Annotated in this window: 14 protein-coding genes and 1 pseudogene; 12 read left to right on the plus strand and 3 right to left on the minus strand. The window is 52.0% G+C overall.

Going from position 1 to position 17,035, the window contains the following annotated elements:
• The first annotated feature begins 63 nt into the window (after window positions 1-63).
• The 3 genes from tyrB to WB371_RS22470 all read left to right on the plus strand — a co-directional run bounded on the left by tyrB (window position 64) and on the right by WB371_RS22470 (window position 2,647).
• Window positions 64-1,257 (plus strand): aromatic amino acid transaminase, encoded by a 1,194-nt coding sequence (gene tyrB, locus WB371_RS22460; protein ID WP_336222205.1) that lies wholly within the window; start codon window positions 64-66, stop codon window positions 1,255-1,257.
• A 192-nt stretch (window positions 1,258-1,449) separates the two neighbouring features.
• A complete protein-coding gene (gene aphA / locus WB371_RS22465) occupies window positions 1,450-2,163 on the plus strand; it encodes an acid phosphatase AphA (RefSeq protein ID WP_336222206.1) in 714 nt (237 codons plus the stop codon).
• Window positions 2,164-2,290: 127 nt separating this feature from the next.
• On the plus strand, window positions 2,291-2,647 hold the full coding sequence (locus WB371_RS22470; RefSeq protein ID WP_336222207.1) for an MmcQ/YjbR family DNA-binding protein: 357 nt from the start codon (window positions 2,291-2,293) through the stop codon (window positions 2,645-2,647).
• Window positions 2,648-2,690: 43 nt separating this feature from the next.
• Here the strand turns inward: WB371_RS22470 and uvrA are convergent, their stop codons facing one another.
• Complete coding sequence (gene uvrA, locus WB371_RS22475; RefSeq protein WP_336222208.1) at window positions 2,691-5,513, minus strand: excinuclease ABC subunit UvrA; 2,823 nt, start codon at window positions 5,511-5,513, stop codon at window positions 2,691-2,693.
• 252 nt (window positions 5,514-5,765) lie between these two features.
• On the opposite strand from uvrA, the gene ssb1 reads away from it, so the two are divergent.
• The 6 genes and pseudogenes from ssb1 (at window position 5,766) to WB371_RS22500 (ending at window position 11,497) form a co-directional block, all read left to right on the plus strand.
• The gene (ssb1, locus tag WB371_RS22480; RefSeq protein WP_042999045.1) at window positions 5,766-6,293 is read left to right on the plus strand and encodes a single-stranded DNA-binding protein SSB1; all 528 of its coding nucleotides are present in this window, start codon (window positions 5,766-5,768) and stop codon (window positions 6,291-6,293) included.
• Between the two features lie 546 nt (window positions 6,294-6,839).
• Complete coding sequence (locus tag WB371_RS22485) at window positions 6,840-9,215, plus strand: DMSO/selenate family reductase complex A subunit (protein ID WP_336222209.1); 2,376 nt, start codon at window positions 6,840-6,842, stop codon at window positions 9,213-9,215.
• Entirely contained in the window at window positions 9,212-9,841 is a 630-nt protein-coding gene (locus WB371_RS22490; protein ID WP_336222210.1) for a DMSO/selenate family reductase complex B subunit, read from the plus strand. Before WB371_RS22485 ends, WB371_RS22490 begins: the two co-directional genes overlap by 4 nt.
• Window positions 9,834-10,622 carry a dimethyl sulfoxide reductase anchor subunit family protein gene (locus WB371_RS22495; RefSeq protein ID WP_336222211.1) on the plus strand — a complete coding sequence of 263 codons (789 nt, stop codon included), beginning with the start codon at window positions 9,834-9,836 and terminating at the stop codon, window positions 10,620-10,622. The genes WB371_RS22490 and WB371_RS22495 overlap by 8 nt, the downstream gene beginning before the upstream one ends.
• Window positions 10,622-10,828, plus strand: a pseudogene (locus WB371_RS23905) (4Fe-4S binding protein); the annotation flags it as partial. The gene WB371_RS22495 and the pseudogene WB371_RS23905, both read left to right, overlap by 1 nt.
• Window positions 10,829-10,906: 78 nt before the next feature.
• Window positions 10,907-11,497, plus strand: coding sequence for an ATP-binding protein (locus tag WB371_RS22500; RefSeq protein ID WP_336222212.1), 591 nt, complete (start codon window positions 10,907-10,909; stop codon window positions 11,495-11,497).
• Between the two features lie 41 nt (window positions 11,498-11,538).
• On the opposite strand, the gene WB371_RS22505 is transcribed toward WB371_RS22500, so the two are convergent.
• On the minus strand, window positions 11,539-11,820 hold the full coding sequence (locus WB371_RS22505) for a YjcB family protein (protein WP_336222213.1): 282 nt from the start codon (window positions 11,818-11,820) through the stop codon (window positions 11,539-11,541).
• A gap of 596 nt (window positions 11,821-12,416) precedes the next feature.
• On the opposite strand from WB371_RS22505, the gene WB371_RS22510 reads away from it, so the two are divergent.
• Window positions 12,417-14,003, plus strand: coding sequence for an EAL domain-containing protein (locus WB371_RS22510; protein WP_336222214.1), 1,587 nt, complete (start codon window positions 12,417-12,419; stop codon window positions 14,001-14,003).
• Between the two features lie 2 nt (window positions 14,004-14,005).
• Here WB371_RS22510 and soxS read toward each other — a convergent pair whose 3' ends face one another.
• Window positions 14,006-14,329, minus strand: a complete 324-nt coding sequence (gene soxS, locus WB371_RS22515; RefSeq protein ID WP_336222215.1) for a superoxide response transcriptional regulator SoxS — start codon at window positions 14,327-14,329, stop codon at window positions 14,006-14,008.
• Between the two features lie 85 nt (window positions 14,330-14,414).
• Between soxS and soxR the strand changes: the two genes are divergently transcribed.
• Together soxR and ghxP are read left to right on the plus strand one after the other, a co-directional pair.
• Entirely contained in the window at window positions 14,415-14,879 is a 465-nt protein-coding gene (gene soxR, locus WB371_RS22520) for a redox-sensitive transcriptional activator SoxR (RefSeq protein WP_206161247.1), read from the plus strand.
• A gap of 639 nt (window positions 14,880-15,518) precedes the next feature.
• Entirely contained in the window at window positions 15,519-16,868 is a 1,350-nt protein-coding gene (gene ghxP / locus WB371_RS22525; RefSeq protein WP_336222216.1) for a guanine/hypoxanthine transporter GhxP, read from the plus strand.
• Window positions 16,869-17,035: the final 167 nt, after the last annotated feature.

The following is a 17,035-nucleotide window of genomic DNA, read 5'->3' on the forward strand; positions in this document are numbered from 1 at the left end:
CCTTCTTCTCCATCCGGTTTATTGTGTCTCAATCCTCTGCCTGTAAACCTGGAGAACCATCGCGTGTTTCAAAAAGTTGACGCCTACGCCGGCGACCCGATTCTGTCGCTTATGGAGCGGTTTAAAGAAGACCCCCGCAGTGACAAAGTGAACCTGAGTATTGGTCTGTATTACAACGAGGACGGGATTATCCCGCAGCTTAACGCGGTGGCGGAAGCTGAAGCGCGTCTGAATGCACAGCCGCACGGGGCTTCTTTGTATCTGCCGATGGAAGGACTAAATACTTATCGTCACGCCATCGCTCCTTTGCTGTTTGGCGCGGACCATCCGGTTCTTCAGCAGCAACGTGTGGCGACCATTCAGACAATGGGTGGCTCCGGCGCGTTAAAAGTGGGCGCCGATTTCCTGAAGCGCTTTTTCCCGGATTCTGGCGTCTGGGTCAGTGACCCAACGTGGGAAAACCACATCGCGATTTTTGAAGGGGCTGGATTCGAAGTAAGTACTTACCCCTGGTATGACAATGCCACTAATGGTGTGCGTTTCAACGATCTGCTGGCAACGCTGAAAACCTTACCCGCGCGCAGCATCGTCTTGTTGCATCCCTGCTGCCATAACCCAACCGGTGCGGATTTAACACCTGCGCAGTGGGATGCAGTCATTGAGATTCTGAAAGCACGCGACCTGATCCCGTTCCTTGATATCGCCTATCAGGGCTTTGGCGCAGGAATGGACGACGATGCCTATGCTATCCGCGCAATTGCCAGTGCCGGATTGCCCGCGCTGGTCAGCAACTCGTTTTCAAAAATTTTCTCGCTGTATGGCGAACGCGTTGGCGGCCTTTCTGTCGTCTGTGAAGATGCAGAAGCGGCAGGCCGGGTGCTGGGACAACTAAAGGCGACGGTACGCCGTAATTACTCCAGTCCACCGAATTTCGGTGCGCAGGTCGTTGCGACAGTACTTAACGATAAAGCACTGAAAGCAAACTGGCTGGCGGAAGTGGAAGCGATGCGGACCCGCATTCTGGCGATGCGTCAGGAACTGGTAAACGTGCTCACTACGACTATTCCGGGACGCAATTTCGACTACCTGCTGCAACAGCGCGGTATGTTCAGCTATACCGGGTTAAGTGCGACCCAGGTCGAACGGCTGCGCGATGAGTTTGGCGTCTATCTGATCGCCAGCGGGCGTATGTGCGTGGCTGGATTGAACTCGACCAACGTCCAGCGCGTTGCTAAGGCATTTGCTGCCGTAATGTAACCGGGTTGATGGCGCGGCCAGCTCTCTGATAAGCGCCGCGTCATCAGACCTGTTCTCCAGTGTGATCATGCTCCTTTTCCGGGATAAAACCCGAGAAAACCCTTCCTTTCACCTGCCGCTGGGGTTATGGTCAGATAGTTTTTTGAACAGTCGTACTCATAAAAAATAACTAAATGACTTTAAAGGGAAAATATGCGCAAATTAACGCTGGCGCTGAGCGCCATTTGCTTATTATTCACGTTAACCCCTTCTGCCAGCGTGCTGGCCTCTTCGCCTTCTCCGTTGAACCCCGGCATAAACGTTGCGAAGCTCGCGGAGCAAGCGCCTGTTCACTGGGTTTCTGTCGCGCAAATCGAAAACAGTCTGACCGGTCGCCCACCGATGGCCGTAGGTTTCGATATTGATGACACCGTGCTGTTTTCCAGCCCGGGGTTCTGGCGTGGCAAGAAAACCTGGTCGCCGGACAGTGAAGCGTACCTGAAGAATCCGGCCTTCTGGGAAAAGATGAACAACGGCTGGGATGAGTTCAGCATTCCAAAAGAAGTGGCGCGTCAGCTAATTGATATGCACGTCCGCCGGGGTGATAGCCTCTTTTTTATCACCGGGCGTACACAGACTAAAACCGAGACAGTATCTAAAACGCTGGCGGATAACTTCCACATTCCTGCGGCGAATATGAATCCGGTCATTTTTGCCGGGGACAAGCCTGGTCAGAACACCAAAACCCAGTGGCTACAGGATAAAAATATACGCATGTTCTACGGCGATTCGGACAACGACATCACCGCTGCTCGCGAGGCGAGTATTCGCGGGATCCGCATTCTGCGCGCGTCGAACTCCACTTATAAACCGCTGCCGCAGGCTGGCGCATTTGGCGAAGAGGTGATCGTTAACTCCGAGTATTAAAATACAGCCAGGTCTTCTGCTGTTTTTTTAAACAAAATCGATCTGTTGACTTTTACCTTTCGTGGTCTTGCTGCAAACTGAATAGATGATATTTCAGTGGGGCATTACGCTTGAAAGGGGAACAACCATGACCAATTCGGAGTTACTGCAATACTGCATGGCGAAAATCGGCGCGGAGCAGAGTGTGCACAGTGACTGGAAAGCCACACAAATCAAAGTTGAAGATGTGCTCTTTGCGATGGTGAAAGAGGTGGAAGATCGCCCGGCAGTTTCTCTGAAAACCAGCCCCGAACTGGCGGAATTATTGCGTCAACAGCACAGCGATGTTCGTCCTAGCCGTCACCTGAATAAGGCGCACTGGAGCACCGTCTATCTGGACGGGTCGTTGCCGGACTCGCAAATTTATTATCTGGTGGATGCTTCGTATCAACTGGCGGTGAATATGCTGCCAGAAGAGAAACGTAAGCTGCTGGTCCAGCCGTAATAAACAACGCCGTTCCTGTTTTCACCGGAACGGCGTTTGTACCTTACAGCATCGGTTTGAGGAAGCGGGCAGTGTGCGACGCTTCGCATTCCGCCACGGTCTCCGGTGTACCGGAAACCAGAATTTCCCCGCCGCCGCTGCCGCCTTCAGGCCCGAGGTCGACAATCCAGTCTGCGGTCTTGATGACGTCCAGGTTGTGTTCAATCACCACGATGGTGTTGCCCTGGTCGCGCAACTGATGCAAAACATCCAGCAATTGCTGAATATCGGCGAAGTGCAGACCGGTGGTAGGTTCATCCAGAATGTAGAGCGTCTGTCCCGTACCGCGTTTTGACAACTCTCGCGCCAGCTTCACGCGTTGCGCTTCGCCACCGGAGAGCGTCGTCGCCGACTGACCGAGGCGGATGTAGGTCAGCCCCACATCCATCAGGGTTTGCAGCTTACGCGCCAGCGCCGGAACCGCGTCAAAGAACTCACGCGCTTCTTCAATGGTCATATCCAGTACTTCATGGATGGTTTTGCCTTTGTACTTAATCTCCAGCGTTTCGCGGTTATAGCGCTTGCCTTTGCACTGATCGCACGGCACGTAGATATCCGGCAGGAAGTGCATTTCGACTTTGATCACGCCATCGCCCTGACAGGCTTCGCAACGGCCGCCGCGAACGTTAAAGCTGAAACGCCCCGGCGTATAGCCGCGTGAACGGGACTCCGGCACACCGGCAAACAGTTCACGAACCGGCGTAAACACACCCGTATACGTGGCCGGGTTGGAGCGTGGCGTACGTCCAATCGGACTCTGGTCGATGTCGATCACTTTGTCGAAATGTTCCAGCCCCTGCACGTCGCGGTACGGTGCCGGTTCGGCGATAGTCGCACCGTTCAACTGACGCTGAGCGATCGGGAACAACGTATCGTTGATCAACGTCGATTTGCCGGAACCTGAAACGCCGGTGATGCAGGTGAACAGGCCAACCGGCAGCGTCAGCGTGACGTCTTTCAGGTTGTTGCCGCGTGCGCCGGTGAGCTTCAGCACTTTTTCCGGATTGGCGGGAACGCGCTGTTTCGGCACTTCGATCTTGCGCTTGCCGCTCATGTACTGGCCGGTAAGGGATTCCGGCACCGCCATAATCGCGTCCAGTGGGCCTTCGGCAACCACCTCGCCCCCGTGAACGCCCGCGCCAGGGCCGATATCAATCACGTGATCGGCTGCGCGAATGGCATCTTCATCATGCTCTACCACAATCACGGTATTGCCGAGATTACGCAGGTGGATAAGCGTACCGAGCAGACGTTCATTATCGCGCTGATGCAGGCCGATGGACGGTTCATCCAGCACGTACATCACGCCGACCAGACCGGCGCCAATCTGACTTGCCAGACGAATTCGCTGGGCTTCGCCGCCGGAGAGCGTCTCTGCGGAGCGCGACAGCGTCAGATAGTTGAGGCCGACGTTAACCAGAAACTTAAGGCGGTCGCCGATCTCTTTAAGGATTTTTTCTGCAATCTTCGCTCGCTGACCCGCGAGTTTGAGGTTGTTGAAGAAGTCCATCGCATGACCGATGCTCATATCAGAGATGGTGGGCAGCGGGGTGTTCTCAACAAAGACGTGGCGAGCTTCACGACGCAGACGCGTTCCTTCGCAACTGGCGCACGGACGGTTGCTGATAAATTTCGCTAACTCTTCACGTACTGCGCTGGATTCCGTCTCTTTGTAGCGGCGTTCCATGTTGTGCAGTACGCCTTCAAACGGATGGCGGCGCACAGAGGTGTCGCCACGATCGTTCATGTACTTAAATTCAATGTTCTCTTTACCAGAACCGTACAGGACGACTTTGTGTACGTTCGCACTCAGGCTGGACCACGGCGCTTCCACGTCGAACTTATAGTGCTCCGCCAGCGATTTCAGCATCTGGAAGTAATAGAAGTTCCGGCGATCCCAGCCGCGAATGGCGCCCCCCGCCAGGGAGAGATCAGGATTCTGAATGACGCGGTCGGGGTCAAAATACTGCTGTACGCCGAGACCGTCGCAGGTTGGACAGGCGCCTGCCGGGTTGTTAAAGGAGAACAGACGCGGCTCCAGCTCACGCATGCTGTAACCGCAGATCGGACAGGCGAAATTGGCGGAAAAAAGTAGTTCTTCCGCTTTGGGGTCGTCCATATCGGCAACCACGGCCGTACCGCCGGAAAGTTCCAGCGCGGTCTCAAACGATTCCGCCAGTCGGGTGCTGAGATCGTCGCGAACTTTGAAACGGTCAATCACCACTTCGATGGTGTGTTTCTTTTGCAATTCCAGCTTCGGCGGATCGGAGAGGTCACATACTTCGCCATCAATACGGGCGCGGATATAACCCTGGCTCGCCAGGTTTTCCAGCGTTTTGGTGTGCTCGCCTTTACGCTCTTTAATCACCGGCGCCAACAGCATCAGGCGCTTACCTTCTGGCTGCGAGAGGACATTATCCACCATCTGGCTTACGGTTTGCGCCGCCAGCGGGACGTCGTGATCCGGGCAGCGAGGTTCGCCTACGCGGGCAAACAGCAGACGCAGGTAGTCGTGAATCTCGGTAATGGTGCCGACCGTAGAGCGCGGGTTATGGGATGTCGATTTCTGCTCAATTGAGATAGCAGGAGACAGCCCTTCAATATGGTCGACATCCGGCTTTTCCATCAGCGACAGAAACTGACGCGCATAAGCGGAAAGGGATTCAACGTAACGACGCTGTCCTTCGGCATACAAGGTGTCGAACGCAAGCGAGGATTTGCCTGACCCCGAAAGCCCGGTCACGACAATCAGTTTGTCGCGGGGGATAACGAGGTTGATGTTTTTGAGATTATGGGTGCGGGCGCCCCGAACTTCGATCTTATCCATTCACCTTTCCCGGATTAAACGCTTTCTTGCCCGGCGCAGCAGCGTGCGGCCGGCGATCACAAACGGTTAATTATGACACAATTAAACCTGAATGGATATACAGTATTGGAATGCAATACGCAGTGAATTGTGTAACAATGTCCGGCTTAAGTTGTTTCGCGGAATCCGCGTCGCAGCGTAGTAAAATCGTTATTGGTAATGCTACAATCGCGCGTTTACACTTATTAAGAAACGTTTTCAGGAGACTCGATCATGGCCAGCAGAGGCGTAAACAAGGTTATTCTCGTGGGTAATCTGGGCCAGGACCCGGAAGTACGCTACATGCCGAATGGTGGCGCAGTCGCTAACATTACGCTGGCTACTTCCGAATCCTGGCGTGACAAGCAGACCGGCGAGATGAAAGAGCAGACGGAATGGCACCGCGTTGTGCTGTTCGGCAAACTGGCGGAAGTGGCCAGCGAATATCTGCGTAAAGGTTCTCAGGTCTATATTGAAGGCCAGTTGCGTACCCGCAAATGGACCGATCAGTCCGGCGTCGAAAAATACACGACTGAAGTGGTGGTTAACGTGGGCGGCACCATGCAAATGCTGGGCGGCCGTCAGGGCGGCGGCGCACCGGCGGGTGGCCAACAGCAGCAGGGCGGTTGGGGTCAGCCTCAGCAGCCGCAGGGGGGTAACCAGTTCAGCGGCGGCGCGCAGTCTCGTCCGCAGCAGCAGTCTGCTCCGGCAGCCCCGTCTAATGAACCGCCGATGGATTTCGATGACGATATTCCGTTCTGATCATTACTCAGTGCGAAATAGTTATGCCATTAAAACCCCGTGAATACGGGGTTTTGTTTATAAAAATAATATTTCTGCCCTTTTGATATTAACATTGTCTGTCCTTTACGTATTATTTTATCTTCATTTTACTGAGATTTTTCTTTATCGCTAATTGTGTTGAATGGAAATGTCACTTTAATAAAGTATTATTTAAGTGAATTTTAACGAGTTCATTACATTTCTTCAGAAGTAAGCAGGGACCCATTGGCTGAAAACCATCTTACGTTCAGGTTACACGCTGCATTTTCCAGGAGATATCTCTTATGGAGAGGGCTTCATCATATAAATATAAATTATGTGCCAGACTCAATCGTTTTTTTATATCAATGGAACATCGCAAGGGCGTAAGTCATTAAAGTAATACATCGTTAAAGACAAAATAATGATCTTCGTCTTGATTTATTTTGGTTAAAATGAATCTGAATATTTCTTCAATGCTTGATAGAAATCAATATTCTAATGCAAATTAGCCATGAAGATTATTTTTTTCTCTGAGGGAATAAAATGGAAGAACTAGAAAATAAAGAGGGACATTTCTCTCTGGATGTCTCGCGCAGGGGCATGCTAAAAGCGAGTGCAGCGTTAGTGACGCTGCCTTTTGTCATGTCTAAAACGGCAAATGCCGCAGACGGTGGGTTGTTGGCGGGGGCTGCCGCAGAACGAATTGTTCCAACCTGTAGCACCTTTGACTGCGGCGGTAAGTGTGATATCAGGGCTCATGTATCTGAAGGTGTGGTAACGCAAATCACGACCCGACCCGATAATGAGTTAGATCCTGATATGCCCATTATGCGCGCCTGCGTACGTGGGCGTGGTTATCGTAAATTTGTTTATCATCCAGACCGTCTGAAATATCCGATGAAACGCGTTGGTAAACGTGGTGAAGGAAAGTTTGAGCGTATTTCCTGGGAAGAAGCGACTACATTAATTGCTGATAATTTACAGCGTATTACTCAAAAATATGGGCCGGAATCCCGCTTTGTTCACAATAACACGGCGACCAGCGGAGGGGCATTCTCGGGCGATAAAATGATCCGGCGTTTGTTAAATCAGACTGGTGGTTATCTTGAATATTATCATTCGGTGAGTCTGGGTAATACGGTCGCAGCGACACCCTACACGTATGGCGTTGCAGCCAGTGGTAACTCTCTGGATACGCTGGTGAATACGCCATTGGTCATTCTGTGGGGGCATAACCCGACAGAAACCATTTTTGGTCATACTAACCATTATTTCCAGCGAATGAAGCAGAACGGAACCCGCTTTATTGTGGTTGATCCACGTTATTCTGATACCGTTTCGTCGCTGGCCGATCAGTGGATCCCACTGCTTCCGACCACTGATAATGCACTGATGGACGCGATGATGTACGTCATTATCAGCGAAAATTTGCATGATAAAGCGTTTATCGAGCGTTATACGCTGGGCTTTGATGAATCCTCGATGCCAGAAGGCGTCCCGGCGAATGAATCGTTAGTCGCTTATCTGATGGGGGATAAGGACGGCATCCGTAAGACACCTGAGTGGGCAGAAAAAATTACCCATGTGCCTGCGCAAACTATACGCCAGTTGGCTCGCGAATATGCGACAACCAAACCGGCTGCGTTGATTCAGGGATGGGGCCCTCAACGTCATATTTGCGGTGAGCGCACTGCGCGTGGTTCGACAATTCTGGCGACCATCACCGGCAACGTCGGTATCAAAGGCGGATGGGCTGCTGGTTACGGCGGATGCGGCAACCGGCTGTTTACCACCGGCCCGGAAATGCCGGATAACCCCGTAAAAGCGCAAATTTCGATAATGAACTGGGTCCAGGCAGCGGATGATGCCAGCAAAGTGACTCCAGAACAGGGGCTGAAGAATGCGGAACAGCTAAAAAGTAACATCCGTATTCTTTTCTCTCTGGCGGGTAACTATCTGGCGAACCAGAACCCGGATGTCAATCAGGCGGCGAAAATCCTGGAAGACGAGTCGAAAATCGAGTTTATCGTCGTGAGCGATCTTTATATGACGCCCAGCGCTAAATACGCTGACGTTCTGCTGCCGGAAACCAGCTTTATGGAGCGCTGGAACATTGGTGAAACATGGGGGACGGCAAACTATCTGATCCTCTCAGAAAAACTGGTTGAACCCGATTTTGAACGTCGCTCAGACTACGACTGGATCCGGGAAGTGGCGGCAAAGCTGGGCGTGGAAGCGGCGTTCAGCGAAGGACGCACCGAGAAAGCGTGGATTGAGCATATCTGGGAACAAACGCGCCTGTCGATGCCAGAACAGCAGTTGCCGAACTTTGCCGAATTGCAGGTAAAGCGTCGTCACCTGTTCAAAAGCAAACCGCATATTGCTTTCGAGGAAAATATCCGCGATCCGCAAAATCACCCGTTCCCTACGCCGTCAGGTAAAATTGAGATCTTCTCAAAGCGTCTCTACGACATGCAACACCCGGAAATACCGGCGCTCTCGCACTATGTGCCCGCCCACGAGGGACCGGAAGATTCGCTGACCCAAACTTTCCCGCTACAGATGATCACATGGAAAGGTAAAAACCGTGCGAATTCAACTCAATATGCGAATCCCTGGCTGCAAGAGGTGCAGGAACAGAAGCTGTGGATCAACCCGGTTGATGCGGAAAAACGCGGTATTACGCAGGGCGACACCGTGCGGATCCACAACCACCGTGGAGTATGCCTGGTGCCCGCAGAGGTCACGCCGCGCATCATTCCTGGCGTGGTGGCAATGCAGGCTGGTGCGTGGTGGCAGCCTGACGCAAACGGGGTGGATCACGGTGGCTGTCCAAACGTGCTGAGCTCCACGCGGATCACGCCTCTTGCAAAAGGGAATTCACATCAAACCATGCTGGTGGAGGTTATTAAAGCATGAGCCAGTTTAAAGAATATCCGCCAGTCAGCGATAAGCAGCTTGGTTTCTTTATTGATACATCGCGTTGTTCCGGCTGTAAGGCGTGCCAGGTGGCATGCAAAGATCGGCATAACCTTGAGATGGGGCGTCGGTTCAGGCGTGTGTATGAAGTCAATGGCGGTGGGTTTACCCCCACTGGGCAGGGCGGCGTGGCGAACAATGTTTTCGCCTTTACAATGTCGATTTCCTGTAACCATTGTTCCGATCCGGTGTGCACTAAAAACTGCCCAACGACGGCCATGCATAAACGTCCAGGCGACGGCATTGTGCGCGTGAATACCGATAAATGCGTGGGATGTGGGTATTGTGCATGGTCGTGTCCTTACGGCGCACCGCAGATGGATACTCAGGCTGGACAGATGTCGAAATGCGATATGTGCATCGACCTGTTGAGTAAAGGAGAGCAACCTGTATGCGTGGCAACCTGCCCTCTGGAGGCGATTAAGTTTGGCCCAATCGATGAGCTGCGCGCTAAATACGGCGATGTTTGCGATGAACTGGGTTTGCCAGACTCATCGATTACCCGTCCGAATTTAGTGATTAAACCGCATCAGGGCGCAGTGAAAGGAGGCAAAGGCCATGCATGAATTACCGCTGCTGATTTTTACCCTGCTGGTGCAGGGATCTGTAGGCATGACGCTGTTTATCACCCTCAGCGCAAGAGAAAAGCGAGCCTTGTTGCCAGCGATGCTGATTGCCTTCGCAATAGGCGCACTGGGGCTGGTTGCTTCGACATTGCACCTGGGTTATCCGCTCAATGCGTTTCATGCCCTGCGTCATGTGGAAAGTTCATGGCTGAGCCGCGAAATCGTTTTTGCCAGTCTTTATCTGGCGATTTTAGGGCTTGCAACCTTGCTGGTGCTGTTGAAAAAACAGCCTTCGCGCATCCTGTTGGCGCTGGCGACGCTGGTCGGCCTGATTGATATTTACTGCATGGGGGCCATTTATTTCCATTCATCGGTCGTGACCTGGCAGCATTTCAACACCTGGGTCATGTTCTTCGGGACGGCTGGCATTCTCGGAGGCATTTTCTGCAACGGGTTAATGCCGGGTGCAACAAAGCTCCTGCGAACGGCTGCGGTGCTGATAGTGGTGATAACGGTGATTCGTCTGCTGGTGCAACCGAGCTATATCAACTTTCTGGCAACCATGAGTCTGAGAGATGTCGTGACATTACCGTATCAACCCCAGGCCGTATTCCACCAACAGGATGGGTTGAGAAACGTCGCCTGGAGCCTTTCTGCTCTGGGTGCCTTACTGTTTACGATGGGAACATGGCATTCGCGCCGTGCAGCGATACTGCTCGGTGGGGCTGCTCTGATTGTCGCTGACGCACTGTTGCGCTTCATGTTTTTCAGTATTCATTAATGAGCTTGTTGACTCTGATAAAAACGCCCACACCTCCGGGTGTGGGAGCGTCCTGTTTACGGAAACGTTTCCCCCGTCACTCCTGTGAGGCTTGCAGAGCGGTCTGTCCGGTACAGGCTATCTCTTTTACTGCGAGCGTAGCTGAGCTGGATTATGAACGCTGCATTGGCTGTGGTCAGTGCTTGTTTGTTTGTCCGGTCAATGCGCTTGAAAATTTGTCCCCCGTTCGGCGACCATTTCGTCATACCTCACTGATCGCGCCCTTTTCTGTGTTGGCGCCGTGCGTGGAAGAACTGCTGATGTGGCATCTTCAGTACGGAATTCGTGCGGTTGAAATTGATATTGATGAGCATCCAGGCTGGGCGCTTTCCGTTGCGGCGGTGAATATGCAATTGAAAAAACGGGGAGAACCACTGTGGCAGCTTGCGCCTCCATCAACCACACCCGTCAATACACGCAGACGGCATATGCTGCATGTCAGTGAGAGCCAGGTGCAGTCCGCTGCGGTGAAAGCATCGCCACGGCTACGACGCCGTCACTGGAAAAATGTTCAGGAATACACATTATCAATTGAACCTGCGACATGTCTGCTGTGCGGGGCATGTGAACGGGTATGTGAAGAGAAAGCCATTAAGCTTGCCGAACAGGAAATGCGACTGGTTTCTTCGCTGTGCTCGGGGTGTGATAGCTGTGCGGTAGTTTGTCCAACAAAATCAATAACCATCAGGGCTGAAACGGGAACGAGCCAGCCCATGAACATGCCCTTCATACGTAAAATTTGCGCAAGTTGCAAAGGTGAGTTTGCGACATTCAGTGACGGCGACGAACACTGTCCCCTATGCCAGCGTCATAAATATGGTATGCGAGGGAGATAACGCAACGGTTACCTCCGTTATCTTCTGCAGGAAGCAATTTTTCAGGTTAACACCATTGGCCATTCGGGCGGTGTATGACTCATTGCTTCAACCATCACGGATTCAATGTTATTCCAGATGGCGGAGAGATCCATCATGGTGATGCCGAGCAGACCCGTTGCAAACCAGCAGGCTGCAACCAGGCCCAGCCCGCTGCTGATCACGGCCAGACCAATATAGTCCGATCTGCGAAAACGGATATTCAGCGTACTGGCTAAAAACATAAGTACTGCGCTTAACAATTGCCAGCGAAGAAGAACCACGCCTGTGGTGATGGTCGCCATGAAACATTTCCTCTGAAAGTAGCAGGTGCCCTGGATAGCGCGGCGTTTTCACAGGAGGCGTGGCACACTCTGGCTATCAATGGGCAGTGACATCAATATTGAATGAAACGTTGTTTCTGTTTCGCAATATTTGTGAACTATATCACATTGTGCGGCTTTTTTGCCAGACCGCGCACCTCTTATTTGAGTGATTTTTAACCACATTTTAATTGTGGTTATGTGCAGGAGAGCGCATTCGTTTATACGAGGGGGAGCAGAAAGGATAAGGCTTAATAAAAGGTGTATAAATTTTACCCTTTCTGTTTTGACAAAAAATAATCACTTTAAAATTTAACTTAATTTCAATTTACGAATCTTTCGACAAAACTTTCATAAACCGCTACCCATTTCGGAGAATGAGGAACTCTTAATAAAATTAACCATCTCTTCAGGTTTACCTTACGGTCAAATATTATCACTCTCTTTGCAAGATCAGACTTTTGCCAATAAAAGTCTGTTGCTAATATTGACAGATTCATGCAACGTAATCACCTGTGTGATTTAGCATCCTGCCTTAATAATGACAGGCACATAAAATACAGGGATATAGGGCTGAAATGAATCATCGGGCGCGACGCAATATGCTGAGGTTTCTCGGGATAATCATGGTGGTTTTATTCCCCGTGATGCTGGCGCTATGGGTGTCTCACCAGCAGGCCGTGTCTCAAACCCGTAAACAGTTAAGTACCTTTGCACATCTGGCGTTAGATAAAACAGAACGGGTCATTTTGCAGGCGGATTTGGCGCGCGACGCGGCTGAACAGTATCAGGGGCAAGCCTGTACTCCGGCGCATCAACAAAGAATGTTAAATATTATCCACGGTCGTCTGTATATCAATGAGTTAATTTATGCACAGGGCGATCGTTTTTTATGCTCGACGGTAATGTCTCCGACTGAGTCATTTATTATGCCAGCGGCAGACTATAAACGAAAACCCAATATATCCATTTATTACTTTCGCGATACGCCTTTTTTTACTGGTTATAAAATGACGTATATGCAGCGTGGAAACTATGTTGCAGTGATTAACCCGCTGTCATATAGCGAAGTGATGTCAGACGATCCTGAACTGGCCTGGGGGGTCTACGATACCGTGACTGACACCTTCTTCTCTCTCAGCGAGCAGGCCTGGGCGGCCCAGTTACTACCTCTGGTGCGGCGTCATGAAGCCGTCTTCCAGCAGGATGATCGCTTTTATACTGTCGTTCGCTCTGACAAACGCCCCATTGCGGTCATCGTCTCTACCACGATGCAGCGGTTTTACCAGAATCTGTCTCAGCAATTAATGATTTTGCTTCCACTCGCACTCATCAGCAGTATTCTGCTGTTAATGCTCTGGGCGAGGGCGCGCCGGCAATACTACTCGCCACCTCGAATGCTTCAGCGAGCGCTTAAACAGCGCCAGCTATGCCTGCATTATCAGCCGATCATAGATATCAAAAATGAGAAATGCGTCGGTGCAGAGGCGCTGCTGCGCTGGCCTGGATGTCACGATGAGGTCATGAGTCCGGTCGAATTTATCCCTCTGGCGGAAAAAGAGGGGTTAATCGCGCAGGTAACGGATTACGTCGTTGAGGAAGTGTTCAGCGATATGGGGACGTTTCTGGCATCGCACCCGCAACTCTATATCTCTATCAACCTTTCCGCCTCTGATTTCCACTCTTCCCGGCTCATCGCCATGATTGCTGAAAAAGTGCGAGAATACGGCGTGCTTGCACAACAAATTAAAGTGGAAGTGACTGAACGTGGATTTATCGATGTGTCGAAAACCACTCCGGTTATCCAGGCGTTTCGTCAGGCCGGCTATGAAGTGGCGATTGATGATTTCGGCACCGGCTATTCCAACCTGCACAACCTCTATTCACTGAACGTTGATATTCTCAAGATAGACAAGTCCTTTATCGATACGCTGACCACCAACAGCACCAGCCATCTGATTGCCGAACATATCATTGAGATGGCGCAAAGCCTGCGGCTCAAAACTATCGCGGAAGGGGTGGAAACGGCCGAGCAGGTGAGCTGGCTGTATAAACGCGGGGTGCGGTATTGTCAGGGCTGGCATTTCGCAAAGGCGCTACCGTCGCAAGATTTCATCCACTGGCTGCAACAGCCGCCCGCGCTCATTATGCAGCGCGGGCAGTAACATTACAGCCGATGGCGATAGTCGCTGGGGGTGAGATCAAATTCCCGGCGAAACACGCGGGAAAATGTCTGCTGCGATACATAGCCTAAATCCATCGCAATATCGAAAATCGGCCGTTCGGTATTGCGTAACTCTACGGCGGCCAACAGCAGCCGGCGCTGGCGGATATAGTCACCCAGCGTCTGGCGCATCACCGTACGGAACATCCTCTGTAAGTACCACTTTGAATAGCCTGATTTTTTTGCGACCACATCAATGTTCAGCGGTTGGTCGATATGTTCATCAATCCATTCAATAAGGGTCTGAATAATTTGCTGATGGGACATATTGCTGCCTCTTTCTCAGTGTTCGATTCGTCTTTTGTCTGCGGGCGAGTATAATTCCTCAAGTTAACTTGAGGTAAAGCGATTTATGGAAAAGAAATTACCCCGTATAAAAGCGATGCTTACACCGGGCGAGGTGGCGAAGCGCAGCGGCGTCGCCGTATCTGCTTTGCATTTCTATGAAAGCAAAGGGTTGATCAGCAGCATTCGCAACAGCGGCAACCAGCGCCGATACCGTCGTGATGTGCTGCGTTATGTGGCGATTATCAAGATTGCGCAGCGGATCGGCATTCCTCTGGCGACCATCAGCGAGGCGCTCGGGGTGTTACCAGAAGGACATACGCTGAGCGCCAAAGAGTGGAAGCAACTGTCATCGCAATGGCGCGACGAACTGGATCGGCGCATCCATACGCTGGTGGCGCTACGTGACGAACTGGACGGTTGCATTGGCTGCGGCTGTTTGTCGCGAAAAGACTGCCCGTTGCGTAACCCCGGAGACCGTCTGGGCGAAGAGGGCACAGGCGCGCGTTTGCTGGAAGATGAGCAAAACTAAAGCGCCACAAGGGCGCTTTAGTTGTTTTCCGGTCTTTGTCTTTCTCTCTATCCCGCTGGTTCACGGGAGGGTTTCCCCCGACATCAACACCCCTCAGTCGAGCACGTGGTGGAGGTTCCGGTTTGTGTTGATACTGTAAGTGTACGTCGCGCTATTCTGTTTGCCAGTGGACAGAGTGATTTTTTAGCCGAAATTTTTTCGGCATCTCCCATAATTTACCTGAGTGAGAATGAAGAATTAACGGGAGAGCGTCGAGCTGACGGTGCATCACTTAAACCAGTCCGCCCTCAGCGTGAGAAAACCCTGCTTGCGTCGCCTGCGTTGAAAAAATCCATCCGCTGGATAACAGGTTGCCAGATTGCGCATGGACGATAACGTTTGCGCATTCGTTGGTGATTTATTCAGCGTTAATGCAATAAATAAGTGAAAAGCGGCAAAGTTCAGTTGAAAATCCCCCTATGATCGCTGGATAATCGTTTGCTTTTTTTTATTACCGTTTTTTTATGCGCGGAGTTAAACGTTTGCTTTTTGCGACACCCCTTTTGTTGCGATCAGAGCACAGGACGTTGACGTTTTGCTGGCAGTGGAGTGTCCACCTCGCATAAGAACGAAAAAATAAACTCTCAGGGGATGTTTTCTATGTCTACGCCTTCAGCGCGTACCGGCGGTTCGCTTGACGCCTGGTTTAAAATTTCACAACGTGGAAGCACTGTCCGTCAGGAAGTGGTTGCCGGTTTAACAACGTTTCTGGCAATGGTGTACTCCGTTATTGTGGTGCCGGGTATGCTGGGCAAAGCCGGATTCCCGCCCGCGGCAGTATTCGTTGCAACCTGTCTGGTGGCGGGGCTCGGCTCTATCGTCATGGGGTTATGGGCGAATTTGCCGCTGGCGATTGGTTGCGCCATCTCTCTGACCGCGTTCACCGCCTTCAGCCTGGTGCTGGGTCAGCAGATCAGCGTTCCGGTTGCGCTGGGTGCCGTGTTCCTGATGGGCGTGCTCTTTACCATTATTTCTGCCACCGGGATCCGTAGCTGGATCCTGCGTAATTTGCCGCAGGGCGTCGCGCACGGTACTGGCATTGGTATCGGCCTGTTCTTGCTGCTGATAGCTGCTAACGGCGTGGGTCTGGTGATCAAGAACCCGCTGGACGGCCTGCCGGTCGCGCTCGGTAACTTCGCCACCTTCCCGGTGATTATGTCTCTGGTGGGGCTGGCGGTGATCCTTGGGCTGGAAAAACTGAAAGTGCCGGGCGGCATTCTGCTTACCATCATCGGCATTTCTATTGTGGGCCTGATTTTCGATCCTGCCGTGAAGTTTTCCGGTATTTTCGCCATGCCGTCGTTAAGCGATGAAAACGGCAAATCGCTGATCGGCAGCCTGGACATTATGGGCGCGCTGAATCCCATTGTTCTGCCAAGCGTTCTGGCGCTGGTCATGACCGCCGTCTTTGATGCGACGGGGACTATCCGTGCCGTAGCGGGACAGGCGAATCTGCTGGATAAAGACGGGCAAATCATCGACGGCGGAAAAGCGCTGACCACGGACTCCTTAAGCAGCGTCTTCTCGGGGCTGGTAGGGGCTGCGCCAGCCGCGGTCTACATTGAGTCGGCGGCGGGTACGGCAGCGGGCGGTAAAACCGGTCTGACGGCGATTACCGTCGGCGTACTGTTCCTGCTGATCCTGTTCCTCTCTCCGCTTTCTTACCTCGTTCCGGTTTATGCAACGGCACCTGCGCTGATGTACGTTGGCCTGCTGATGCTCAGCAACGTGGCGAAAATCGATTTTGCCGACTTTGTTGACGCGATGGCCGGTCTGGTGACGGCAGTGTTCATCGTGCTGACCTGTAATATCGTGACCGGTATCATGATCGGTTTCGCCACGCTGGTGATTGGTCGAGTGGTGTCGGGCGAATGGCGTAAGCTGAACGTTGGGACGGTCGTGATCGCCGTCGCGCTGGTGGCGTTCTACGCTGGCGGTTGGGCCATCTGATTTAGCATTGGCGCCGAAAACGGGTGGCTTTTGCCACCCGTTTTTATTATCAATCTTAAACCACCTCCTATGGAGGTGGTGATCGTTCATGTGGGGCTTTGCCCGTAGAATGCCCATGCTAAATACTGCCTCGGTTTGTTACCAGCAAATCAAGGAGTAAATAGCAT

This window comes from Citrobacter amalonaticus (assembly GCF_037053465.1).
Lineage (GTDB): Bacteria > Pseudomonadota > Gammaproteobacteria > Enterobacterales > Enterobacteriaceae > Citrobacter_A > Citrobacter_A amalonaticus_H.